The organism is Mycolicibacterium frederiksbergense, from assembly GCF_012223425.1.
GTDB classification, from domain to species: domain Bacteria; phylum Actinomycetota; class Actinomycetes; order Mycobacteriales; family Mycobacteriaceae; genus Mycobacterium; species Mycobacterium frederiksbergense.
The window spans coordinates 2,360,313-2,382,724 of sequence record NZ_CP038799.1; the positions used below are offsets into that span (position 1 = coordinate 2,360,313).

Genomic DNA, 22,412 nt, shown 5'->3' on the forward strand with positions numbered 1-22,412 from the left:
CACATGCCCGAGAAGACCGTCACCGTCGGATCGTCCATCGGCCTGCACGCCCGGCCTGCCGCGATCATCGCCGAAGCCGTCGTCAACGCCGGTGTCGAGGTGACCCTCGCCGTCGACGGTGGCGAACCCGTGGACGCCGGCTCAGCACTGATGATCATGACGCTGGGCGCCGGAAACGGCGCGCAGGTGACGGTGGCATCCGAGGATGCCGCGGCGCTGGCCACCATCGCCGACCTGGTGACCAAGGACCTCGACGCCTGATCCAGAAAGCGGAACGAGGCCCATCTGCACCCCCGTAAAATGACTCTGGCAAAGCTGGATGGGAAGTCCACACCTAGGCTGTCGTGACAGGATGCGCCGCCGGTAGGCGGCCTCCACTTTGCTGCGGGTTGTGCCGGCACAACCCGCATCCGGGGACTGCAAGGGGGAGTGAACAACCGTGCGACGCATCGGTGCGCTGCTGGCCGCTTTGGCACTCGTCCTGCTGACGGCACCGCCGGCCGTCGCGATCGAACCGCCCGTCATCGATCCGGCCGCCGTCCCGCCCGACGAAACAGGTCCTGACCAGCCGACCGAGCAGCGCCGCCAATGCTCGGCGCCGATCAGCTTCCCGGATTCGAATTTCATCGACAAACCGTGGGCCAACGAGTACCTGCGCCTTGCCGATGCGCAGAAATTCGCCACCGGGGCCGGGGTGACCGTCGCGGTCATCGACACCGGGGTCAACGGCTCTGCCCGGGTCCCGGCCGAACCCGGCGGCGATTTCGTGGACAAGGCCGGCAACGGAATGTCCGACTGCGACGCCCACGGGACGCTGACCGCGGCAATCATCGCCGGGCGGCCTGCTCCCACCGACGGATTCGTCGGCGTGGCCCCGGAGGCGCGGATCCTGTCGTTGCGCCAAACCTCGGACAACTTTCAGCCCGTCGGCTCACGCAGCGACCCCAATGATCCGAATACCACCCAGACCGCCGGCTCGTTGCGCAGCCTGGCCCGCTCGATCGTGCATGCCGCCAACCTGGGGGCACAGGTCATCAACATCAGCGAGGCCGCCTGCTACAAGGCGACGCGGCCGATCGACGAGGCCACCGTCGGCGCGGCGATCAACTTCGCCGTCAACATCAAGGGCGCGATCGTGGTGGTGGCCGCGGGCAACACCGGCCAGGACTGCACCCAGAACCCGCCGCCCGAGGCCGACGTGCCCAACGATCCGCGCGGCTGGAAACAGGTGCAGACGATCGTGTCCCCCGCCTGGTACTCGCCGCTGGTGCTCACCGTCGGCGGCATCGGGCAGACCGGTCAGCCCAGCACCTTCTCGATGTCGGGGCCCTGGGTCGACGCGGCCGCGCCTGCCGAGAACATCACCGCGCTCGGCTACGACGGCAACCCGGTGAACGCCCTCAACGGTGCCGAGGGACCCATCCCGATTGCCGGTACATCCTTTGCCGCGGCCTACGTTTCGGGTCTGGCCGCACTGCTCAAGCAGCGGTTCCCCAACCTGACGGCCGCACAGATCATGAACCGCATCACCGCCACCGCCCGCCACCCCGGTGGCGGTGTCGACAACTATGTCGGCGCCGGGGTCATCGATCCGGTGGCCGCACTGACCTGGGATGTACCGCCCGGCCCGAAGGCGGCTCCGTACCGCGTCAAGCAGCTGCCGCCGCCGGTGGTCATCGAGCCGCCCGACCGCGGCCCGATCACCATCGTGGTGCTGACCGGCGCCGGGCTGGCGCTGGTACTGGGGATCGCGGCGCTGGCCCGACGGGCCATGAGGCGCCGATGAAGGAGTTCCTCGGCCAGTTCGGGTTCCGGTTCACCACCGGGCACCTGCTGTGGGCGGCGGTCCTCATTCCGGCCGGTATCGCGGTATTCACTGCGCTGGACCTGTTGTGGCTCGGCATCACACTGGCCGTGCTGCTCACGATCTGCGTCACGCTGACCGTGCGTGGCCGCCGCATCACGGGCTGGATCGCGGCCCTGTTCTCCTGGCGCCGCAGGCTCACCACACCGCCCGCCGCGCCCTCGGCACCCGCCGTCGGGGCCACCGTGTTGCCGGGCGACCATGTCGCAGTGCGCTGGCAGGGCGATTTCCTGGTCGCGATCATCGAACTCATCCCGCGGCCCTTCACCCCGACCGTCCTCGTGGACGGCGAGGCCTTCACCGATGACGTGATCGACACCCGCGTCGTGGAACAGCTGATCATGGCGCACTGCCCCGAGCTCGAGGCCGACGTGGTGGCGGCCGGATACCGGGTCGGAAAGTCGGCACCGGCCGGTCTGGTCGCCCTCTACGAACAGGTGGTGGGCCCCTACCCGGCGCCGGCGAACCGGCGCACCTGGATCGTGCTGCGTGCCGATCCCGAGGTGACGCGGCGGCCCGCACAGCGCCGTGACACCGGGGTGTCGGGGCTGGCCCGCTATCTGGTCGCCTCGGCCACCCGTATCGCGGATCAGTTGGCCAGCAACGGAATCGACGCGCGCTGCAGCCGCAGCTTCGATGATTTCGACCATGCCACCGAGATCAGCTTCGAACGAGAATCCTGGTCGTCGATCAAGGGGCGCAGCACGTTCACCGCCGCCTACGTCGCCCCGGGCGGTCCCGACATGTGGTGGTCGGCGCGCGCCGACCACACCATCACCCGGGTGCGCATCCGCCCCGGCGCGGCGCCGACCACGACGGTGCTTCTCACCACGCTCGCCAATCCCTCGACACCGCGCGGATTCTCGTGCCTGTTCGGCGGTCAGCGAGCAGCCCTGCTCGGCGAGAGCCCGGTCACCGACCGGCACTACGAACTGCCCATCGGGTCGGCCGGAGTGCTCATCGGTGAGACTGCGGACCGCTACCCGGTCTACATGCCGTTCGATGATGTCGACGTGAGCGTCAACCTCGGCGATGCCCGGCTGTTCACCCAGTTCGTGATCCGCTCGGCGGCCGCCGGCGGGATGGTGACACTGGGCCCGCAGTTCCGTGAGTTCGCCGGGTTCGTCAACGGCCGGATCGGACCGGTCGCCAAGGTGTCCTGGCCGAATTCCACCACCTACCTCGGTCCGCACCCGGGTGTCGGCCGAGTTGTGCTGCGCAGCAACTTCATCGAGACCCCGCGGCACAGTCAGTTGCCCATCCGGCTGATCAATCCGCGCGAGGAGAGCCGCTACCAGATGGCGCTGGAGGGGGCGTCATGACATCGCCGCTGAAGGTTGAACCGGCAGACCTGCGCGGCAAGGCCGCAAGCCTCGACGTGCCCCTGCCGCCCACGCCCGAGCAGCCGCAGGCGCCCTGCGGTCTGGAACTCGCGGGTGTCGCCGTGAGGCAGATCAGTGCCGAAGGCGAGGGGATGAAATCCTTCATCGCGGCGGGCCAGGAGGAAGCCGCCCTGCTCTCCGGGGCGTTGAAGGCGGCCGCCACCACCTATGAGTCGACCGATCAGGCCGGTGCCGCGGCGATCGACGGCACCGTCGGCGAGATCTCGGAGATCCCGGTTCCGAAAATGGATGTGCCGATTTCGGTGCCGCAGATGCCCACCGCGGCATGTCCTGCCCCACCCGGCTACCTGGCCGTCGAGGTTGCCGCAGAACAGATCGCACAACCCGATCAGGCCGCAACGCTCGACAGCTTTGCGGCCAATTGGGGCGACTATGCGGCCCGGTTGGCGGCGCGAGCAGAGGAATTCGACCTCGACGCGGTTGATTGGGACGGCTCCGCTGCCGAAGTTGCGGGCACAGCGCTGCGGCGCCACAGGACCTGGCTGCAGGAAATGGCCCGCGCCGCGGTGAAGATGTCCGACCACGCCAAAGAACTCGCCCGCATCCACCGGTGGGCGGCCGCGTCGCACCCCACCGTCGCCGAGGTGCAGGCGATCACCGCACAGCTCAGTACGACCACCGATGCGACACAGATGTCGCTGCTGCTTGCGGAGTACCAGAAGCTGCAGGCGAAGTCCGAAGAGGTGCTCGCCGACTACGCAGCCGCTTCGGCGGTCACCCCGGTCACACCGCCGACCCCGCCGATTCGACAGGCGCTGCAGACCGGTTGGGACAAAGGCAAGTCCAAGGAGCCGACCCGACCGACTGCGCCACCTCCCCCCGGCACCGACAATCCGACAGGCGGCGGTGGCTCGCCGGGCGGCGTACCGGCGCAGGCCACCCCGCAGCAACCCCAAGCGACGCCCATGTCCGCGCAGTCCGGTCAGCCCGCCGGTTCCGCGCCCTCGGGCGGCGCACCGTCGAGCGGTGGTTCCCCTTCAGGTGGCGGATCCCCCTCCGGGGCGGGCAAACCCGGCGGTGGCGGCGGTCTCCCGAGCGGCGGCCTGCCCGGGGGCGGCGCAACGCCGGGTACCGGCCTGCCCGAACCGGGGCTCGACGATCCCGGGATATCGCCGGCCGGTGTCGGTGGCGGTGGCTCGGGCGGCGGATCCGGGGCTGGTGGCGGTGGCGCCCCGGCACTGCCGTTGCAGCCCAACGTCGGTGCCGAAACGGTCGCACCCGGCCCCGGCGGTGGCGCGCGGGGCGGTGGGTCCGGGGCCATCCCGGCGTCGGCCATGGGTGGCGGTATGGGCGCCATGGGCGGCGGCATGGGCGGTATGGGTCATGGCGGCGGTCAGCAGGGCAAGGAGAAGCGCCGTGACCCCCGCTTCGCGCCGGACGAGGAGCTCTACGTCGAAGAGCGCGCCTACACCGAGCCCGTGATCGGTAACCGCAGGCGCAAGGACGTGCAGGACAAGGAGCCCAAGTGAGCACCGATCACGGCGGCGCGCAGATGCACCCGGAGGTGGCGGCCGTGCTGCGCCAGGCCGGCCGTCTCCAGGAACTGATGGACCAGCAGCTGCACAAGATGGCCAGCGAAGCCTTCACCGCGACAGACGAAACCGAGACCGTCGAGGTGACGCTGAACGGTCACCACCATCTCGTCGATGTGTTCATCGCCGACGGCACGCTGCGGCTGGGTGCCGGCACGGTGGAGCAGCGGGTGAACGAGGCCCTGCTCAATGCGACCGCCGAGGCCGCGGAATCGATCGCCGCCGACCAGGACCGCCTCAATGAGGCGGTCGCCGAGATCACCGGGACAGCTCCCTAGAATCGCAGGTTGCGCAGCAGGTCGTACACGCCGGATATCCACAGCAGCAGCGGTATCACCGCGGCGATCGATGCACCGTCGAACAACTCGAAGATCCGCTTGGTGACCGGTGAGAGCCGGTTGACATTGTCGGTGGCCGCCACCGTGATCAGGGCGACGAGCGCCACCAGCAGGTAGATCGCCAACACGAGCCAGGCCCGGTCCGGGTACCACTGGCACAACCGGACAGCCACCCCGGTCGGCACCGTGACGGTCACAGCCATCAATGCCCAGGCACACCATCTTTCGGCGTACAGCCGGGACCGGAATCCGCAGATGACGGTGACCAGTGCGGCCACGATCATGCTGTGCAGGAAGAAGTGTCCCTGCACCACCACCGAGATCGCTCCGGCGGCGAGCACCACTGCGCCGGCGGTCAGGAAGCCGATCAGCAGCTGTTTGGAGAGCTGGCTGCGCTCGGTCAGGCGGGCTGCCGAATCCGGCACCGAGGCGATGATCGCCTGCCAAGTGGGAGACTCCTCGTCGGCGATATCGGGCCGCGAAACCGGGTCCAGCAGTTCGTCATTGGTCACCGCCTCGCCCGGGGCCGGGATCGGCGGCAGGGCGATGCGCGCGACGGCGACGGTCAGCTTCGCGGCGTTGGTCACCACGATCAGACCGAAGGCGATGGCGCCGGCGGGCACCCATTCCTGGCCGCCGTATCCGTAGGTGACGGCGGCCGCGGTGATGGCGACCGTGAATACCGCGAAGAACGACGCCACGCTGGCCCGTTTTCGTGGTCCCCCGCGGGTGGACAGCGTGAACAGCAGCGTCAGCGCGGCCGCGGCGGCCAGCTGCGGGGCGCCCAGCCCGTCGGCCTCCCGCGGCAGCGGCACCGCCAGCGCCGCGGCCGCGGCCAGCGGTGGGAGTGCGGACAACATCAGGCTCTCGGCCAGATCGATGCTCTGGTAACGGCTCTGCGACAGCATGGCGCCACCCAGCAACCCCAGCCCCAGCACCGCGAGAGCGACCGCCCACCACCAGGACTGCCCGGACTGCGTCCATGCCACCAGAGCGGTGAGGGTGCCGACGACCGAGACCGTCGGGATGGCCAGGCCGACGAACCGGTTCAACGCGCTGCGGTCGAACTCCGGGGATTCGTCGAGCACCGCGATGGCGTCGATGACGTCCTCGACCAACGGCCGGTACCGCTCGGTGCGGCTGACCGACACCAGCGTCAGAAGTGCGCCGTCCACGACACCGGCGTCATCCAGCGATTCGTTGGCCTTCAGCGGGGGTGCGCCCGGACGGGCGAAGGCCCAGACGCCTTGCGCCTTGAAGTCGAAGCCCGCCAACACATCCGCAGGTGCGTCGTCCAGCAGCTCGGCCAGCACCGCGACCGTCTCGTCGATATAGGTCTCGATCGGCGCCGACGCCGGCAGCACCAGGTCGGTCATCCGTCGGCCGGTGAGGATGGTGACCCGGGTTGTCGACGGCCGGCCCGGAGTGACCGCCGACGGCCCCGACGACGTTGCGGTGGCGGTCAACGCCGTTCGAGTCGGTCGAAGTCATCGGACAGCGCGGCTGCCAGTTCCAGGATTCGGCGCTGGAAGGTCTGGCCGAGCAGGTCCAGCTGGATCTCGGTGCCCGCGGCGATGTGCTTGTCCCAGGGCAGCACCACCACCCGGCCGGGCGCGACGTGGCGCTCGAACTGCTGCACCAGATCATCGACGTCGATATTGGTCTTACCCGGGGTGACGTGGTTGATGACCACACAGGACCGGCCAAGCAGATCCTGATATCCGTTCTGGCGCAACCAGTCCATCGTCACCGCAGCCTGGCGGGCGCCGTCGATCGATGCGCTGGCCACGATCACCATGCCCGACACCGTGGACAGCACCCCGCGCGAGGACGGGGTGAACAGACCCGCGCCGCAGTCCGCCAACACCAGGTTGTAGTACCGGGACACCACACCGACAGCCGCTTTCCAGTCGTCGTCGTTGAACTCGCGACGGGCGGCGCTGTACTCCTCGGAGGACAGCACCTCGAGGTTTGCCGCGTTCATGCTGGTGTAGGCGCGGATATCGTTGTAGCGGGACAATTCCTTGTCCGACAGCAGATCCGATACCGTGGCCGCCGATTGCCTGCCGGCGCGATCGGCGAGGTTGCCGCCGTCCGGGTCGGCGTCGATGGCCAGGATACGGTCACCGCGGACCCGGCTGAGGGCCGAACCCAGCGCCACCGTGACGGCGGTCTTGCCGACTCCACCCTTGAGGCCGAACACGCCGATCTGGTAGGAGTCCCTGGCATTCCGGCGGACACGGGCCTGCAGGTCCATCTCGTAGATCTCGTCCGGTGACGGGCCCATGTTGATCCGGGTGAACATGTAGAGCCAGTGCCGCCATCCACGTTGCGATGGCATCTTCACCGCGGAACGCACACCGACGTGGGACAGCGCGTCGATCGCGCGATGGTTACCCATGGTGGCCGCCGACGTGGGCGCGGGCTGTCCGGTCGGTGTCGGGGCATTGGCCTGGGGCCATGCCGTTTCCGGCGCCTCGTTGAAGTGCTGGCTGGGAGCGGGCGCCGGCGCCGACCGTGCCTGCGGCGCGGGAGCGGCGTACTGCTGCTCGAAGCGCGCCCCGGCGGCCGGGTTGGCCTGCGGGGTGCGCAACAACCCGTTCTGTACCCGCTGCGGCCCAGTCGAGGGTGTCACCGGAATTTGGCTGGTGACCTCGCTCGGACGCGGCGGTGGCGCCGCGGTTGGCGGAGCCGTCGACGTCTGTGTCGGCGCGATCGGCATCGGTGGGGCGGCGTGCTCGCCGGTATAGCCCGATCCGCCTGCGCCGGAACCGGGTGCGTTGACCGGCATCGGGGCGGCGCCCGCGGATGGCCCGCCGTCACGGTGCGCGGCGGCATCCTCGTCGGCGGCGTCGGACGCACCGGAGGAATGAAACAGCCGGTCATAGTCGGCCGACATAAGCACCTCTCAAAGTCGTGCTGTGGCAGGTACGCACGGGGTGGGCGGACGCCCAAAGGCTAATCCGCCCACCCCCCGGCGCGCTGTTGTACTAGGCGAACATCCCCATGACGCCTTTGTCGACCTGGCACATGTTCTGCCCGGAGTCGCTGACCGTCATCGCGAGGTTCTGCAGTGCGGCATTGAGTTCAGCCGAGGTGCTGTCCCAGCGCATCTGCACTGCCTGGTAGGCCTCCGAGCCGACGCCGCCCCATACCGAGGCGAGCGAGGCGAGCGAAGCCTTGCCCTCATCGAGCAATCCGTTGGTGACTCCAACGGCGGCCTTGATCTCACCGGCCGAACCCTCAATACCGGCGAACTCCCAAACCTGTTGCGTCATTTGCTATCTCCTTCTATGAGCTTTCTGAAAGTGGTTGAGGTCAGAGGTTCATCGCGGACGACAGGCTCGCCGCCTGGTCATCGTCCGTCGTGGCGTATTGCATGCCCGAGGTCTGGATGTTCTGAGTGATGTCGGTGAGTTCCTGAACCTGTCGGACCGCCGCCTCGTGGAAGCGCATCAGCGCTGCCTGAGCGGCGGTGCCGGCCTGGCCCTGCATCTGAGCGGCCAGAGCCCCACCGGTGCCTTCGACATTGGCCATCACGCCCTGTAGCTCACCGGAGATACGCTCGAAGTTTGCTGCCTCCTTGGCGAGGACAGCGGTATCTGTATTCATCTGTGGCATGCTCGATACTCTTTCTGTTTCCTGTGTCCTCACCAGACGATGGCGAGTCTTCCAGCCCCCTCGGCCGGGAAGTCATGTGTTCGTGGACGATTCACCAGTCGTCGTCCTCGTCTTCGTCCTCTCCCAGATCATGGGCCAGCTGGGACGGCGCCGCCAGACTCTGCCTGTTTCCACCACGCTTGCCCGCGCTGCCCATGCCGCCCATCGGAGCGCCACCGGCCCCGGCGCCCACCGGCGCCAGCCCCGCACCGGCGCCGCCGGCAGCCGCACCGGTCGGTACAGCGGCACTGGCCGTCGGCTGGGCGATCAAGCTGTTCATCAGCGGCGTGCTCGCCAGGGACCCGCCCGCGCCCGGCAGCGACGCTGCCCGCACCAGACCCGCGCCGGCGGCCGGTCCCGTCCCGCCGGCCAGCGGGTGGTTCGAGAACGGGCTCGCCCCCATCAACCCGAACTGCGCCCCGTTGTTCAGGCCCCCCGAGCCCATCTGGCCGAACATGGAACTGACCTGCTGCAGCGGCGAAACCAGCTGCTGCATCGGCTGGGTGACGGTCTGCACCATCTGCTGCGGCGCCTGCATCGCCATCGAACCCAGTTGCGACCCGAGCTGCATACCCATCTGCGCACCCTGCTGCACACTGCTCATCAACTGCTCGGGCTCGCCCTGGGCCTGCTGCGCGGTGTTCTCCGCCTTACGCGACTGGCTCTTCGCTGCGACAGACGCGAAGTTCGCCTGTGCGGCGGCGCGACCGGCTTGCAGGCCGGCCGATTCCACCGAGGCCTGGGCCGCGACGTGTCCGAACGCCATCTCGCGCATCACTGAACCGGGCAGGGTCGCCGCCAGCCGTCCGGTCGACATACCGAGGGTCGCCTCACCGACGCCGGGCACCACCATGGGCTTCAACGGCAGGATCGGCTCGAACACGGTATTCGCGGCCGTCTCCAACTGATAGCCGTGCATCGCCACGGCGGCCTGTGTCCACATCCGCACGAAGTAGTCGAACTCGTTGACGCCGATCGGTACCGCGTTCACGCCGAGGAAGTTGGTCGCCTCGAGCACCGCGTGGGTGACGTGGTTGAGCTCGATCTCGACCAGCGGCGGAGTGACCGCCATCGCCAGCAGATACGAGTTTGCCTGCGCGATGGCCTGCATGGCTCGCTTCTGGGCCTGCAGGGCACTGGTATGCAACCAGGTCACCATCTGCATGGTCGAGGAGATCGCCTGCTCGCTGGCCCCGCTCTGCCAGGACCCCGCCAGCGAGGCCAGGCTTGCCGACAGCTCCTCGGCCTGGGTTTCCATGGCGATGGACAGCATCTCCCAGGCGGCCGCGGCCTGATACATGGGCGCAGCGCCGGCACCGGCCATCAGGCGGCCGGTGTTGACCTCCGGTGGCAATGCCGCATAAACCATCGGCACAATTGCGGGTACCGTCGTCATAGTTTGCTGAACCCAGTCTCGTCGAGAGCGGCGGTTCCGGTCAGGAAAGCGTGGCGGCGGACTCCGCGTCCACCGTCGTGTAGATCCCGGAAGCCTCCAGGTAGGCCGCTCCGGTGCGGGCCAGCTCCTGTTGCGCGAAGGCGTTCAGCGCTGCCATCTGCATGCTTTCGCTGGCGAATGCCATCACGGCCTGCGCCGAGACCTCCTCGGCACCGGCCGGGATCAGGGCAGCGGCCTCCGTGGTGGCGGCGGTCCCGGTCGCCAGACCGCGCGAACCGTTTGCGATGACCTGGTTGCCGACACCCAGAACCCCGGGGTTGTGTTGCAGCGGTTGCATGTGCAGATCCTCCTCACAGATTCCAAACGTGCTGGAAAAGCTCCTGTAAAGGGGGGACGCAGCTGTTGCTCCGTCGCATCAGAATCGTTCCCCCGACTCGTTTGCTAGCGTATTGCCGTCAATTTTGCTGAGCGGCTCGGATTCCATACTAACCGCGGTTTGGGGGTGCTCAACACACTTATTCTTCGGGGGGTCGATATATGCCGCCTGCACCACTTCCTTGCCGTCCGGCGAGACCAGAAGTGCCTGTCCAGGAGGCCGGCGCTTGAGCTTGAACTGGCTCGACGGGAACTCCGTCTTGTCACCGGACAGGAACAACGTCGGGGATCCGGCGCCGAATGCGGAACCGACGAACTTGTCCATGGTGGCCCGGTGCGCCTGGCTCATCTGACAGGTCACCACCACGTGCAGGCCGATATCCGCGGAGGCCGGCAACAGCGGGGCCAGCGGCGCCATCGGGGGCAGCATTCCGGCGGCCGCGACGATCATGTGCCAGTCGTCGACCAGCAGCACCACATCGGGCCCTGTCCACCACGATCTGGCCCGCAGCTGGGCGGTGGTCAGGTCAGGCGGGGGCAGGCGTTTCTTCAGGTTGGTGGCCAGCGCCTTGATCGACTCGTCCAACGAGGTGCTGTTGCGGTTGACGGCGCCCGCGTCGAGCAGGTGGCTCTGCGGTACCGCGTCCAGCAGACCGGACCGGTAGTCGGCAAGCATGAACCGGACCTGGGTCGGGTCGTTGCGGGCGCAGATCGCCTGCGCGACAGCAGCCGCGATCGTCGTCTTCCCCGACTTCGGCGCACCGAAGATCAACAGATGCGGTGTCACCGACATGCTGTTGTAGGCGACCGACAGGTCGGATTCGCGAATGCCGACCGGAATCGTCCACCTGGTCCGGTAATCGGCGTCCGGGCCGGGCGGAGCCGGATCCAGTTCGCGCAGGTGGATACGCTCCGGCAGCACCCGCACCCGCGGAGCTTCGTCGGTGTGCAACGAGGCGATATGGTCCACCGCCGCGGTGATGGCCGGGACGATGTCGGCCGCACTGTGCACGCCATCGAGGCGGGGCACACCCATCATCAGGTGATGCTTCTCCGTCGAGATGGCGCGCCCCGGCCGGTTCGCCGGAATGTCCCGGGTCATCCGGTCGACCTGGGTCTCGTTGACGTCGCCCAGGCGGAATTCGACCTTGGTGCCCAGATAGTCACGCACGCGCGATTTCAGCTCGGTCCAGCGCGGCGTGGAGATGATGGTGTGCACCCCGAACGCCAGGCCCTGCCCGGCGAGATCCTGTACCACCGGCTCCAGGTCGGGGAACTCCGACACGAACGCCGGCCAGCCGTCGATCACCAGGAAGACATCGCCGAAAGGATCGGCCGCTGCCGGATGGTTCGGATCATCGCGCATCTGCCGGTAGGTGGCGATGGAGCCGACGCGGTACTGCTTGAACGTCGCTTCCCGCTGTCGCAGTATGGCTTTCATCTCGGCGATGGCGCGGTTGACCCGGTCGGGTTCGGAACGGGTGGCCACCCCGCCGACGTGCGGCAGGTCCTCCAGATACATCAGGCCGCCGCCACCGAGGTCGATGCAGTAGAACTGCACCTGACGCGGGGTGTGGGTGGCAGCCGCCGAAAGCACCAGGGTCTGCAGGAATGTCGATTTGCCCGTCTGTGGGGCCCCGCCGATCGCGATGTTGCCCGCCGCCGCGGACACGTCGATGCCCCACACCTCCTGGCGGTGCCGGCGCGGCTCGTCCATGATGCCGAGACCGAAGCGCAAGGGCTGGCCCTGATCCCGCTCCACGAGTTCGTTCACCGGCGTCGGATCGGTCAGCGGCGGCAGCCACATCTTGTAGGCGCGTTCCTCGCCGGTGGCCAGCTGGCCGAGCACCACCTCGCGCAGGACGCGCGGCTCTTCGGCTGTCGTCATGCGCGATCCGCCTCTTGCTCCTCGCTGAAAGTCACCGCGAAGTCACCTCCGTCGCGTCCATCATCGGTGCGGCCGTGAACGGCTGGATCCGCACCCGGCTGGGTGCGTGCGACCGTGGCGCCGCGTCGCCGTCGGCGGTGATCGCCGAAGCCGGAACGTAGTTGGTCCCGGTGTAGACGCTGCGGAATTTCACCGGGTCCTCCATACCGACCCGCAGGAAGCCCACACCGCTCTCCTTGTTGGTGATGTACTGCGCCTCCGGAGTGCCGATCACGGCCTTGGACTCGGCGGAGCTGGTGGTGCGCAGCGCAATTCGGTAGGTCAGGTTGGGTTCCAGCTTGTCGATCCGCACACCACCGGTGTTCAGCGACTGGGTCGCCAGCAGCAGATGCACCCGCAGTGACCGGCCGACACGGCAGATGCGGTCGAACAGCGCGATGAAATCCGGGTGATTCTGCAACAGCTCGGCGAACTCGTCGACCACGACGAACAGGGTGGGCAGCGGCGCCAGATCAGCTCCACGTTCCCGGTGTTTCTCGTACTCGGCCACACCGGACAGTGCACCGGCCGCCCCGACCTGGATACCGGCCTGACGCAGGATGGATTGCCGCCGGTCGAGTTCACCGGTGAGCACCTCGCCCATGCGGCTGACCAACTCGGCTTCCTCTTCCATGTTGGTCACCACCGCCGCGGTGTGGGGCAGCTTCTCCATGCCGAGGAACGTCGAACCACCCTTGAAGTCGGTGAGCAACAGGTTCACCTGATCGGGGTGGTGCGTGGCGGCGAGAGAAAGGATCAGCGTACGAAGGAATTCCGACTTACCGGAGCCCGTCGTGCCGATCAGCATGCCGTGTGGTCCGGCACCGAACTCGGCGCCTTCCTTGATGTCGAGGTGCATGATGTCGCCGGTCTTGAGTTCGTGACCGAACGGGATCTTCAGCCGGTCGCGGTCGGTGTCGCTGAACATCCGCCAGCGCGACGGCGTCACCTCCTCGACCGTCTGCGCACCGACCAGCTGATGCCATTCGGTGGCGACCTTCTTCTGCACCCGGGTGCTCTTGTCGATGATCGTGCCGGTGATCGACCACCCGGCCAGCTTGCGGGCCACCCGCCCGGCCTGCGTCGGCGTCATGCGGTCGGCCGCATTGACCACCAGCCGGAAAGTCTGGTTCGGCAGCCGGTCGTCGGCGCTGCCGTCGGCGTCCAGCCGGATCCGATAGGCCGACCCGCGGTGGTTGCCGAGGGTGATGACGGTGACGCCGGCCCGCCCGTCCACCGGGAAACCCGCCTTGCCACCCGTCAGATCGACCACCACGACGTAGGGCCCGCTGGGCGCGGCATCTGCGGTGTGCGGCCCACGCGCGGTCAGATCGGACAGGCCGTCCGGGCGGGTGAAGACCAGCCGGGTCGGCCCGGCCGCGTCGGTGTCGGTCTGATGCTGAACGTGCGGAAGCCATTTCAGCCAGGTCCAGTCCGGATCTTCCGGGTTGTCGGTGAGCACCCGGATCTGCACCAGGTCCGGCGGATGGAAGACCGCCAGGTGGCAGATCATCGCGGTCAGCAGTCCCGCCGCACGCTCGCCGTCCCCACCGATCGCGATGGTGGGGAAGGTCCTCAGCTGCACCAGTTTCGGGCAGTCGTGGATCAGTCCATGGGTGCGCAGGAACTTGATCAGCCACATGTGGCTCACCGGCTCCAGGTGGGGCTGCGGCGCTCCCGACGGTCCGGACAGTTCGCCACCCACCGACGGCTTGAGCAACCGGTCCACCGCGGGCTCGGCGCCGATGCCGATCCGGGCGGCGGCGAAGAAGTCGGCGTTGGCCTGCCGCGACCACTGCCGGTTGGTCCCGATGATCGACAACAGGTCTTCGGGGTGTGGGGCGTGATAATTGAAGAACGTCACCTGCGCGGCCGCCGAGGTGGTCACCCGGGCACGCAGGCCGGCCAGGTAGCGCAGGTATTCCTTACGGTCGGCGTTGATCTCGGGCACCCGCTTGCCGCCCGGACCGCCACCGGCCATGAACCCGACGGTCGCCATGATCATCATCAGCGGCATCATCAGCATGTACGGCGAGAGCTGCCGGATCCCGGTGAAGATCATGATGCCGATCATCCCGAGCATGCCGCCGCCCATCACCCAGGGCAACGCCTTCTGGATGCCCGAGGGCGGGATGTCGATTCCGAGGTCATCCGGTGGGGTGATGTTGATTTCGCCCGGTGTGAGCCGTGGCCCCCGCTTGATGATCGGGGTGAATTTCTTCGTCGTCATCCACCGGCTCCTTGGGGTGGCATCGGGGAACCCTGCGCCGGGGCGGGCAGCCCGGCGGCCGGGGCGCCCGGCGCGGCGGGTGCCTGCGCGCCGGGCGGCACCGCCTGGTTGTTGCTGAGTCCATCGACCTTGCGCGGGTTCGGATCTGGGGGCAGCGTGTCATGTTCGAGCAGCGCGGCCTGTTTGGTCAGCACCGGCCCGTCGATCAGCAGGCTGACCACCTGCCAGGGCGCGGTCTGCGGCCCGCTCAGGCCCAGGGTGCCCGCGGTGTCCTCATTCGGCAGCCCGTACCGCACGCCCTGCGGGTCCACGTAGTACAGGCTCTCGCCGTAGCGGGGATCCGGTGACTGCAACCGGATGAACTGACCGCCCTCGATGAACACCGTGGCATCACCGGCGATCTGCTCGATACCGCTGTTGAGCCGCGATGCCGGGACCGGCAGGTGCCTGCCGCTGATGACGGTCTGGCGCGGTGCCTGATCGCCGGGCTCGCGCTGCCAGCTCCAGCACAGCGTCGGAGCGTCGTGGCGCAGTCTGATGTCCATCGGTTCGTCCGGCAGCGGCGAGACGAAGACCTGCTCGGGAATCGCCGCGACATCACTGGCTTCCACCGAGGGGGAGGTGATGAGGCCGAATGAATTGGTGGCCCGCAACGCGGCGGCGGTGGTGCCGTTGACCTTCGCCACCCCGTCGGGCAGCACCACATAGCGTTGTTCGGTGTTGTCGGTGATGGTCTTGAAGACCGCGCCGATCACCAGGTTGGGTGGCAGGCCGACGGTGTTCGGCGCGCCGGCCGACGGGACCGCGGGCAGCTGCCAGGGCCCGACGTTGGGGAGAGCGTTGAACAGACCCTCCGAGATCGGAGTCGCCTTGGCGGTCACCGGGATTCCGACGGCCGAGGTGATGGCACGGTCGGCGAGGTCGATGGCGTGCCTGCCGTCATCGGTCACCAGCCAGGTGCGGTCCTTGAACGAGACCAGCACACCCTGGCTCGGCGTCATCGGCCCCACGGATGCATCCATCGATAGCGGCATCACCAGTGCGGAGGTCTGGACCTCGGGTGCCACACTGTCCGGCTTGATCACCGTGTCGCACAGCGACCACGAGGAGGTCGGCGCACCGACCGGGGTCGCGTACGGTGCCCCCGGGATGCCGATCGGCTGGCCCTTCGTCATCCGGTTCAGCTCGTCGGACTTGACCGCCGACGGGTTGGCCGGGTTACCCAGCACCAGGCGCGCAGAGGTCAGGTTGTAGACCGGCCGCAGATCGTCGGATCCGGGTACCAGCACGTACAACTGATTGGTGCTGCGATCCACCAGCAGGGTGTCCGAACCCCGCTTGCCGAGCGGTTTGAAATACGCCAGCAGTACCGCGCCCAGGCAGACGACCACGGCGATGACCATGCCGGCCATCACCGCCCGGCTGTAGAACTGCAGGGGATCGTCGAACATCCGGGTGTCGCGCCGGACGATGGCGTGCTCGACACGGCGCAGCAGGAAGCGCCAGCCGCTGACCTGGACCTTGGTGGTCAACCGGAAGCCTGCCACCGTTACTCGCTGATGTTCAGTCGGCCGTGCACCGCGGCGATCGCGGCAGCCATGTCTTCACCACTGATCTCACTGAGCTGTTCGACGCCCAGGCTCTCGATGTCCAGCGACCGGGCCAACCGCATGTCCCGGCTCTGCTCACCGGCCTCCACGAGCTGGCGGGCGTAGCGGCCGTTGCCTGCGATGTCCAGCGCCGGCTTGCCGTTCAGCAACCGGTCGTGCAGCAGCATCGCGGCGTCGCGCACCCTCTTGGCGGCGTCCTCGCTGAGTTGTGAATCATTGGCTTCGGCAATGACTCTCGCGATCTCGACGATGTCCTCGGCCGAGTAGGAGTCGAACTCGACCCGGGTGGCGAAGCGGGACCGCAGACCGTCATTGGTCTCCAGCAACCGGTCGATGTCGGCGCTGTAGCCGGCGATGATCACCACCAGACGGTCGCGGTCGTTCTCCATCCTGGCCAACAGCGTGTCCAGCGCCTCGGTGCCGAACGGGTCGGCGCGTCCATCGCGCTCCTGCACCAGCGTGTACGCCTCGTCGATGAACAGCACCCCGCCGACGGCGCGGTCGATGGTGCGCGAGGTCTTGACCGAGGATTGGCCCTCGTACTCGGCCACGAAATCCTTGCGGGAGGTCTCCACCAGTTTGGGTTCGGCGATCACGCCGAGGCCGGCCAGGATGTTGGCCACCACCCTGGCGATGGTGGTCTTGCCGGTACCTGGCGGGCCGGTGAAGATCATGTGCTTGGACTGCTGGGCGACCTTCATGCCACGGGCGGCACGCACCTTGGCCATCTGGGTCGCCGCCCGGTACTTCTCGATCTGCTCCTTGACTCTGCTCAGACCGATCTGGCGGTCCAACTCGGCCTGGGCGTCGGCCAGCAGTTTCTCGCGGCCGGAGGTGTCGGCCTGCACGCTTGCCGGATCCCACGGGTCGGTGCGGGCGGCGATCTTCTCGGCCGTCGTCGTGACCAGCCGATAGGCCGGATCCTTGAGGGCTGCAGACACTTTCGGCGACGGGTGGGTGGCCTGAAGCCACTCCAGCAGGGCGACCGCGGCATCCTCGTTGCCCTGGCTACGCCGCACCATCGCCAAATACCAGGCGATGGCCGGGGCGCAGGCCTCCCCCGCCGGCGACGAGTTGGACTCGGTGAGCCGCCGCTCGGCCTCGGTGGACAGACCGAGGTTGGTCACCGCGACCCCGTGCGCGACACCGGCGGCGGCACCGAGGAACTTGTCCGGCCATCCGGATGCCGCGCGCACCTCGTCGATCACGTCGGTCCAGCGTTCGGCCGCACCGTAGATGACCGCCTTGATCCAGGACACCAGATATTCGGCACCCATCGCGGGGGCGTCGTCCAGGGCTTCGATGGCATCGGCGAAGTTGCCCTCGACGGCCTCACGTACCGCGAACGCCATGGTGATCGCCAGCGGTGAATTCACCGGGTAGGTGATGTCGCCGTAGAGGCCACCGATCGGGATGCGGGCGTTGAGGCTGTTCATCGAGATCTCGGCCGTGCCCGCCAGCTGACCGAAGTTGTTCCGCGAGTACCACGCCCGGAACAGGGTGGCGCGGTCGGTGTCACCACAGCGCAGCCGGCCCACCCAGGCGTCGCAGGCGGTCTCGTCGACGGAGGTGATCTCGGTGAACAACTCAAGGGCTCGGGCCGGGGCCGTGGGCAACATGCCGACGGCCGTCCCGAACAGGCTTGCCAGGTGTTCAGTCATGGTCACCTTGATACCGGGTCGCGAAAACCTTCGCCCGCGCGGCGTCGGCTTCCTCGGGGGACGGCAGCCCGACAGCGCGGTTCAGGAAATCTCGAGTGTCGACGGTGTCATGTCCATGGTCCTGCATGCCCTCGAGCATGTACGAGAACTGCGCTGCCCTGGCCCGCTGGGTCGCCAGTCCGGCGATCACCACGATCTCGGCCGCCAGCGGTTCCTCGCCCGCCTCAACCGCATCGGGGGAAAGTTCGACGCGTTGCACCCGCCCATCGAAGAACGCCGAAACTGTCACGGTGCCGGGAGGATTGGTGACGGCGAAGGTCGGCTGGGCGGGTGCGTCGGGTTCAGCGGGCGCCCACGGCTGATAGACGTCGAACGCCTCGAGCCCACCGGTGTGCTCCTCATCGGCGTGGTGGGCGTCATGCGGAGAATTCCCCATCGTCGCCCTCAGTCGCCGTCGTAGTAGAAGTCGGCCTCGGACTTGGCATCAAACCAGGCACCCGCGGGCAGGAATGTCATCAATTCATCGAGGGCCCGCTGCAGATTGTCGTTTGTGCCGGGCAGGAAACTGCCGAACAACTCGCCATTCACCTTGCGCGGGATCGACACGATACGACCCAATGCGGAGTCCAGCACACCGGCCGCCACATCGGCCTGGGTGTAGGTGCCCCCGGAGTGGCGTTCGGTCGCGGTGATCTCCACCCAACTGCTGGGGTTGGCGGTCGCCTCGGCGTAGATACGCGCCGAGGCTGGGGCGATGCCGAACTGTGCCAACTGATTCGGAGAACGCGATTCGGCCAGCCGGCTCGACACCCCGGTCATCGGTTCCACGTCGGCGGGCTCGGCCGCTCCCAGCACCGCGGTCACCATGCCGGCCAGACCGACCTGCGGAGCCACCCGTTGCAGCACCAGCAGGTCGCCGTCCCTGGCGGCGATGACATGGCGATCACCTTTGCGGCAGACCACGAAGCGGACCATCTTGCCGCCAACGTCGCGGCGCCACCACCGACCCTCGAGCATGCGATCCGAGCGGGACAGCGAGTCGGCCATGGCCGCGACCTCGGGGTGCGCCTTACCGTGCAGATCGAGTACGCCCTGGTCGGTGAGATCACCGGCGACCTTCTCCCACACCTTGTCCCGTAGTTCGGGCTGCGGGATGTTGGGTCGGATACCCAGCGAGGGCGGGAACTCCTCGAGGCCGAGTCGATCCGCGATGACCAGCATGCCGTCGATCGTCACCTCGACGGCGATCACGTCGTCGTAATGCGAGGGCTCACCGTGCCCGGCAAAGGAGGAGCTGGACACCGGCTACCCCACCCGCACCGCAGAGCCCAGCGCGACGGACGCACGCAGCTGGTTGGTGTGATGAACGTGGTGTGACATGTTGCTCCTCCCCCGTGGTGACAATCGTCGCGCCGCTGCGGCCGGCGCGGGCCGATTCTCCGGATTTACCGTAAAGGCGGCTCGACTCATCTGTCTCGACCCCTTCGCTTCTCACACCAATTGCCGACTCGCCGCGGCGAGTCGGCTGCCGTCTCCGAATCCCTTCCCCTGCATCGACCCTAGCAGCGCCCGAGTACCCCCAGATGCACCAATTTTTGGCCGTCACCTGGGACGATCCCGTTTGCTGCTGGTCACTCCGGCGCGGCCGCACCCAGACCCCCCGACGCGGTGGTTGATACTGGTGCGGGCCGGTGAACGACTCGACGACGGCCCAGGAGGAGGTCCGCGATGAGCGACCGCGATGACGCGCTGCGCCGCGAGTTGGGCTGGACGGGGCCCGTGGAGACCGATTATGAGCCTGCCCCGGAGAACAGCGGCAAGCCTGGGCCGGAGCCCGTGCCGTCCCGCCCGCCGGTCGACTACGTGCCGCCCGCCCAGGAGTCGAGGACCCACGGCGCCGACACCGGCCCCATCCCACCCCAACGGCCCGCGGCCCCGCCGGCGAACTGGCCACCCCAGGGACCGCCACCGGGACGTCCGCCTGTAGCGGGGCCACCTCCGAACCGGCCGCATCCCGGTGCCCCCGGACCTGGGCAGCCGTACCCGGCTCCGGGGTGGCCGGCGCCGGGGCACCCGCCGCACCGGATGCCCGCCGCGCCACCGGCGTCCTACGCCGACCGCATCCCGGTCCACGATCTGGTGCCCGTCCAGCGGATCCCACCCGGGCGGGGCTGGCGGCGGCTGGTGTTCCAGGCGTCGTTCGGTCTGATCAATCTGGGGCCGTCCCCCGATGAACTGCGTCAGGCCGAGCTGGAAGCCAGGATTCGCGGCGTGCTGCGCGGGCACTACAAAATCGGCGTACTGGGCAAGGGCGGCGTCGGAAAGACGACCGTATCCGCCAGTGTGGGTTCGGTTTTCGCAGAGCTCCGGCAGGATGACCGGGTGGTGGCCATCGATGCCGACACCGCCTTCGGCAAGCTCGGAAGCCGGGTGGACCCCAAGGCCGTCGGCTCCTACTGGGAGCTGGCCTCCGACCAACACCTGGAGACGTTCGCCGATATCCGAAGCCGGGTCGGCAACAATGCCGCCGGCCTGTTCGTCCTCGCTGGTGAGGGCACCCCGGCGCGCCGCCGGGTACTCGACCCGGCCATCTACCGTGAGGCCACCGCACGGTTGGACCGCTACTTCAGCATCTCGATCGTCGACTGCAGTTCCACCATGGACAGCGCGGTCACCCACGAGGTGTTGCGTGACCTCGACGCCTTGATCGTGGTGTCCTCGCCGTGGGTGGACGGCGCCGCAGCGGCCGGCCAGACGATGGACTGGCTGGCCAACCGGGGGTTGACCGGCTTGCTGCAGCGCACCGTGGTGGTGCTCAACGATTCCGATGGACATGCCGACAAGCGCACCCGCGGCATCCTGGCCCAGCAGTTCTCCGGTCAGGGTCAGGCGGTGGTGGAGGTGCCCTTCGACGGCCAACTGCGTCCCGGTGGCGTCATCGCGGGCACCCGGGTGATGTCGACGCAGACGCGGCGCAAGTTCCTCGAGATCGCCGCCGCGCTGGCCGCGCATTTCCCGGCCGGCGACGATCGCCACCGGGAGCGTTTCTGAACGAGACTCAGTGCCAATCGATCTGGGTGATGAGCTGCTCGACGGCACCGATATGGGCGGCGGACACCGGCTGTTCCGCCTCGGCCAGCATGATGACATCCTCGGCGACGCCGGCCGCCTGGGCGGTTTCGGCGATCGTCAGATTGGCGCGCCGGCGCGCGGCGTAGAGCCGCTGGCCCACGGTCGCCGTCGCGGCGGTCGCCGCGCGCATCGTCAGCTCGTCGATACGGGTGCGCACCGTGCTGAGCGCTCGGATGAGGTCGGGTGTCACCTGGATGCGCGCGGCGCGCGCCGCGACCGCCTCCAGCTGGCGCAGATCGCCGAGGATCGCGGTGGCGCGGGCGGTGAACTCGGGCTCGGTGACCGCGGGTAACGCATCGATTGTGGACCCGAACGTGTTGGCAGCGGCGACCACCGCCTGCGCGATCAGCGGGACCTCGTCGGCAGGCCCCATCGGAGGCGGCGCGGCGGCCCGACGCGATGCGGTCCCGTCGGCCGGTTCCCCGCGGCGAAGGCGTTCGATGGCGCCCGGCGGCCACTGCAACACCGATTCGAGCTTGGCTCTGGTGGCTTGCCGCGGCCAGCTGCGGCCCTTCTCGAACGCGATGAGCGCGCCGGCGTTGATCACGCCGTCCGCGGCCAGGCTGCGCTGGCTGACGTTGAGCGCACGGCGACGCGCCGCCGCGGCGGCTCCAGCCCGCACCATGCCGGGGTCGTCACCGGGTTCGGCTTCGACCACGCGCACGTCCCTCCTGGCAGCCGGTTGTGATCCGCTGATGGTAGCTAAACCTAGAGCACTGCTATGGCTTGGGGTGTCATTTCCACACGAGCCCTTTCGGTTTGAACCGTACCGATGCAATGGTTAAACCGTAGCGGTGCGCGGCGGGCATTCCGCTATCAATGCACTTCAGCGACGCAGTTGTCTGCATCGACCGCCGCACCCGGGACGTCAAGGTCGCGCTGTCACCCATCAAACTGTTGCGACGCTACGGTTTGTGTTCTACATTCGTGTGCACCACGGCAGTTGAGCCGCCGCACAAGGAGAGACACCATGAATGCACTGGGCATGGACGGATTGCCGATCGGCGAATGCACCCGCAATCCCGACCTCTGGACCAACACCGAGGACGAGCAGGCCAAGGCGATCTGCCGGATCTGCCCGCGCCGGTGGGCGTGTGCACGGGAAGCCTGCGAACTGCCCCGCGCCGAAGGGATCTGGGCGGGCATCTCCGTACCCGAGGCCGGCCGCGGACGCACCTTCGCGTTGCGCCAGCTGCGCTCACTCGCCGAACGCAACGGCTATCCCGTGCGGTTGCGCAGGCTTTTCCTGGAATCCGCCTAGACCTGCCGCTCCCGCTGCCGTTT

Annotated in this window: 20 protein-coding genes; 7 read left to right on the plus strand and 13 right to left on the minus strand. The window is 68.1% G+C overall.

The features are described 5' to 3' along the window. Positions 1-3: 3 nt before the first annotated feature. The 5 genes from EXE63_RS14300 (at position 4) to EXE63_RS14320 (ending at position 5,077) form a co-directional block, all read left to right on the plus strand. Positions 4-261 (plus strand): HPr family phosphocarrier protein, encoded by a 258-nt coding sequence (locus EXE63_RS14300; RefSeq protein WP_168142473.1) that lies wholly within the window; start codon positions 4-6, stop codon positions 259-261. A gap of 178 nt (positions 262-439) precedes the next feature. Beyond that, positions 440-1,786: a type VII secretion-associated serine protease mycosin gene (gene mycP / locus EXE63_RS14305; RefSeq protein ID WP_168142474.1), complete on the plus strand. Its 1,347-nt coding sequence runs from the start codon at positions 440-442 to the stop codon at positions 1,784-1,786. Then, entirely contained in the window at positions 1,783-3,186 is a 1,404-nt protein-coding gene (gene eccE, locus EXE63_RS14310) for a type VII secretion protein EccE (RefSeq protein ID WP_168142475.1), read from the plus strand. The genes mycP and eccE overlap by 4 nt, the downstream gene beginning before the upstream one ends. After that, the gene (locus EXE63_RS33285) at positions 3,183-4,736 is read left to right on the plus strand and encodes a PPE domain-containing protein (protein ID WP_168142476.1); all 1,554 of its coding nucleotides are present in this window, start codon (positions 3,183-3,185) and stop codon (positions 4,734-4,736) included. The genes eccE and EXE63_RS33285 overlap by 4 nt, the downstream gene beginning before the upstream one ends. A 23-nt stretch (positions 4,737-4,759) precedes the next feature. Further along, entirely contained in the window at positions 4,760-5,077 is a 318-nt protein-coding gene (locus tag EXE63_RS14320; protein WP_168145585.1) for a YbaB/EbfC family nucleoid-associated protein, read from the plus strand. Here EXE63_RS14320 and eccD read toward each other — a convergent pair. The 12 genes from eccD to EXE63_RS14380 form a co-directional block, all read right to left on the minus strand. Beyond that, positions 5,074-6,603, minus strand: a complete 1,530-nt coding sequence (gene eccD / locus EXE63_RS14325; protein WP_168142477.1) for a type VII secretion integral membrane protein EccD — start codon at positions 6,601-6,603, stop codon at positions 5,074-5,076. The two genes, EXE63_RS14320 and eccD, sit on opposite strands and share 4 nt — an antisense overlap. Further along, complete coding sequence (locus EXE63_RS14330) at positions 6,600-8,036, minus strand: MinD/ParA family ATP-binding protein (RefSeq protein ID WP_168142478.1); 1,437 nt, start codon at positions 8,034-8,036, stop codon at positions 6,600-6,602. The genes eccD and EXE63_RS14330 overlap by 4 nt, the downstream gene beginning before the upstream one ends. 91 nt (positions 8,037-8,127) lie before the next feature. Continuing rightward, positions 8,128-8,415: a WXG100 family type VII secretion target gene (locus tag EXE63_RS14335; protein WP_168142479.1), complete on the minus strand. Its 288-nt coding sequence runs from the start codon at positions 8,413-8,415 to the stop codon at positions 8,128-8,130. Between the two features lie 40 nt (positions 8,416-8,455). Then, positions 8,456-8,758 carry a WXG100 family type VII secretion target gene (locus EXE63_RS14340; protein WP_168142480.1) on the minus strand — a complete coding sequence of 101 codons (303 nt, stop codon included), beginning with the start codon at positions 8,756-8,758 and terminating at the stop codon, positions 8,456-8,458. A gap of 91 nt (positions 8,759-8,849) precedes the next feature. Next, a complete protein-coding gene (locus EXE63_RS14345) occupies positions 8,850-10,166 on the minus strand; it encodes a PPE family protein (protein WP_168142481.1) in 1,317 nt (438 codons plus the stop codon). Positions 10,167-10,233: 67 nt separating this feature from the next. Beyond that, positions 10,234-10,530, minus strand: coding sequence for a PE family protein (locus EXE63_RS14350; protein ID WP_168142482.1), 297 nt, complete (start codon positions 10,528-10,530; stop codon positions 10,234-10,236). A gap of 78 nt (positions 10,531-10,608) precedes the next feature. Then, positions 10,609-12,456: a type VII secretion protein EccCb gene (gene eccCb / locus EXE63_RS14355; protein WP_234904498.1), complete on the minus strand. Its 1,848-nt coding sequence runs from the start codon at positions 12,454-12,456 to the stop codon at positions 10,609-10,611. Positions 12,457-12,487: 31 nt separating this feature from the next. Beyond that, the gene (gene eccCa / locus EXE63_RS14360; protein ID WP_168142483.1) at positions 12,488-14,725 is read right to left on the minus strand and encodes a type VII secretion protein EccCa; all 2,238 of its coding nucleotides are present in this window, start codon (positions 14,723-14,725) and stop codon (positions 12,488-12,490) included. Then, positions 14,722-16,272, minus strand: coding sequence for a type VII secretion protein EccB (eccB, locus tag EXE63_RS14365; protein WP_168142484.1), 1,551 nt, complete (start codon positions 16,270-16,272; stop codon positions 14,722-14,724). The genes eccCa and eccB overlap by 4 nt, the downstream gene beginning before the upstream one ends. A 2-nt stretch (positions 16,273-16,274) precedes the next feature. Further along, complete coding sequence (gene eccA, locus EXE63_RS14370) at positions 16,275-17,996, minus strand: type VII secretion AAA-ATPase EccA (protein WP_168142485.1); 1,722 nt, start codon at positions 17,994-17,996, stop codon at positions 16,275-16,277. Then, a complete protein-coding gene (locus EXE63_RS14375) occupies positions 17,989-18,432 on the minus strand; it encodes a YbaB/EbfC family DNA-binding protein (protein ID WP_168142486.1) in 444 nt (147 codons plus the stop codon). Before EXE63_RS14375 ends, eccA begins: the two co-directional genes overlap by 8 nt. Positions 18,433-18,440: 8 nt before the next feature. Then, a complete protein-coding gene (locus EXE63_RS14380; RefSeq protein ID WP_168145586.1) occupies positions 18,441-19,217 on the minus strand; it encodes an ESX secretion-associated protein EspG in 777 nt (258 codons plus the stop codon). Between the two features lie 507 nt (positions 19,218-19,724). On the opposite strand from EXE63_RS14380, the gene EXE63_RS14385 reads away from it, so the two are divergent. Further along, complete coding sequence (locus tag EXE63_RS14385) at positions 19,725-21,047, plus strand: MinD/ParA family ATP-binding protein (RefSeq protein ID WP_168142487.1); 1,323 nt, start codon at positions 19,725-19,727, stop codon at positions 21,045-21,047. Between the two features lie 7 nt (positions 21,048-21,054). Here the strand turns inward: EXE63_RS14385 and EXE63_RS14390 are convergent, their stop codons facing one another. Beyond that, positions 21,055-21,753, minus strand: a complete 699-nt coding sequence (locus tag EXE63_RS14390) for a transcriptional regulator (RefSeq protein ID WP_168145587.1) — start codon at positions 21,751-21,753, stop codon at positions 21,055-21,057. 345 nt (positions 21,754-22,098) lie between these two features. On the opposite strand from EXE63_RS14390, the gene EXE63_RS14395 reads away from it, so the two are divergent. Further along, entirely contained in the window at positions 22,099-22,389 is a 291-nt protein-coding gene (locus tag EXE63_RS14395; RefSeq protein WP_168142488.1) for a WhiB family transcriptional regulator, read from the plus strand. Positions 22,390-22,412: the final 23 nt, after the last annotated feature.

Excerpts from the sequence above, each read along its gene's own strand:
- EXE63_RS14300 (WP_168142473.1), top strand. The coding sequence starts at position 4 with ATGCCCGAGAAGACCGTCACCGTCGGATCGTCCATCGGCCTGCACGCC.
- eccE (WP_168142475.1), top strand. The coding sequence starts at position 1,783 with ATGAAGGAGTTCCTCGGCCAGTTCGGGTTCCGGTTCACCACCGGGCAC.
- EXE63_RS33285 (WP_168142476.1), top strand. The coding sequence starts at position 3,183 with ATGACATCGCCGCTGAAGGTTGAACCGGCAGACCTGCGCGGCAAGGCC.
- EXE63_RS14320 (WP_168145585.1), top strand. The coding sequence starts at position 4,760 with ATGCACCCGGAGGTGGCGGCCGTGCTGCGCCAGGCCGGCCGTCTCCAG.
- EXE63_RS14330 (WP_168142478.1), bottom strand. The coding sequence starts at position 8,036 with ATGTCGGCCGACTATGACCGGCTGTTTCATTCCTCCGGTGCGTCCGAC.
- EXE63_RS14335 (WP_168142479.1), bottom strand. The coding sequence starts at position 8,415 with ATGACGCAACAGGTTTGGGAGTTCGCCGGTATTGAGGGTTCGGCCGGT.
- EXE63_RS14340 (WP_168142480.1), bottom strand. The coding sequence starts at position 8,758 with ATGCCACAGATGAATACAGATACCGCTGTCCTCGCCAAGGAGGCAGCA.
- EXE63_RS14345 (WP_168142481.1), bottom strand. The coding sequence starts at position 10,166 with ATGGTTTATGCGGCATTGCCACCGGAGGTCAACACCGGCCGCCTGATG.
- EXE63_RS14350 (WP_168142482.1), bottom strand. The coding sequence starts at position 10,530 with ATGCAACCGCTGCAACACAACCCCGGGGTTCTGGGTGTCGGCAACCAG.
- eccCb (WP_234904498.1), bottom strand. The coding sequence starts at position 12,456 with ATGACGACAGCCGAAGAGCCGCGCGTCCTGCGCGAGGTGGTGCTCGGC.
- eccCa (WP_168142483.1), bottom strand. The coding sequence starts at position 14,725 with ATGACGACGAAGAAATTCACCCCGATCATCAAGCGGGGGCCACGGCTC.
- eccA (WP_168142485.1), bottom strand. The coding sequence starts at position 17,996 with ATGACTGAACACCTGGCAAGCCTGTTCGGGACGGCCGTCGGCATGTTG.
- EXE63_RS14375 (WP_168142486.1), bottom strand. The coding sequence starts at position 18,432 with ATGGGGAATTCTCCGCATGACGCCCACCACGCCGATGAGGAGCACACC.
- EXE63_RS14380 (WP_168145586.1), bottom strand. The coding sequence starts at position 19,217 with ATGCTGGTCATCGCGGATCGACTCGGCCTCGAGGAGTTCCCGCCCTCG.
- EXE63_RS14385 (WP_168142487.1), top strand. The coding sequence starts at position 19,725 with ATGAGCGACCGCGATGACGCGCTGCGCCGCGAGTTGGGCTGGACGGGG.
- EXE63_RS14390 (WP_168145587.1), bottom strand. The coding sequence starts at position 21,753 with ATGGTGCGGGCTGGAGCCGCCGCGGCGGCGCGTCGCCGTGCGCTCAAC.
- EXE63_RS14395 (WP_168142488.1), top strand. The coding sequence starts at position 22,099 with ATGAATGCACTGGGCATGGACGGATTGCCGATCGGCGAATGCACCCGC.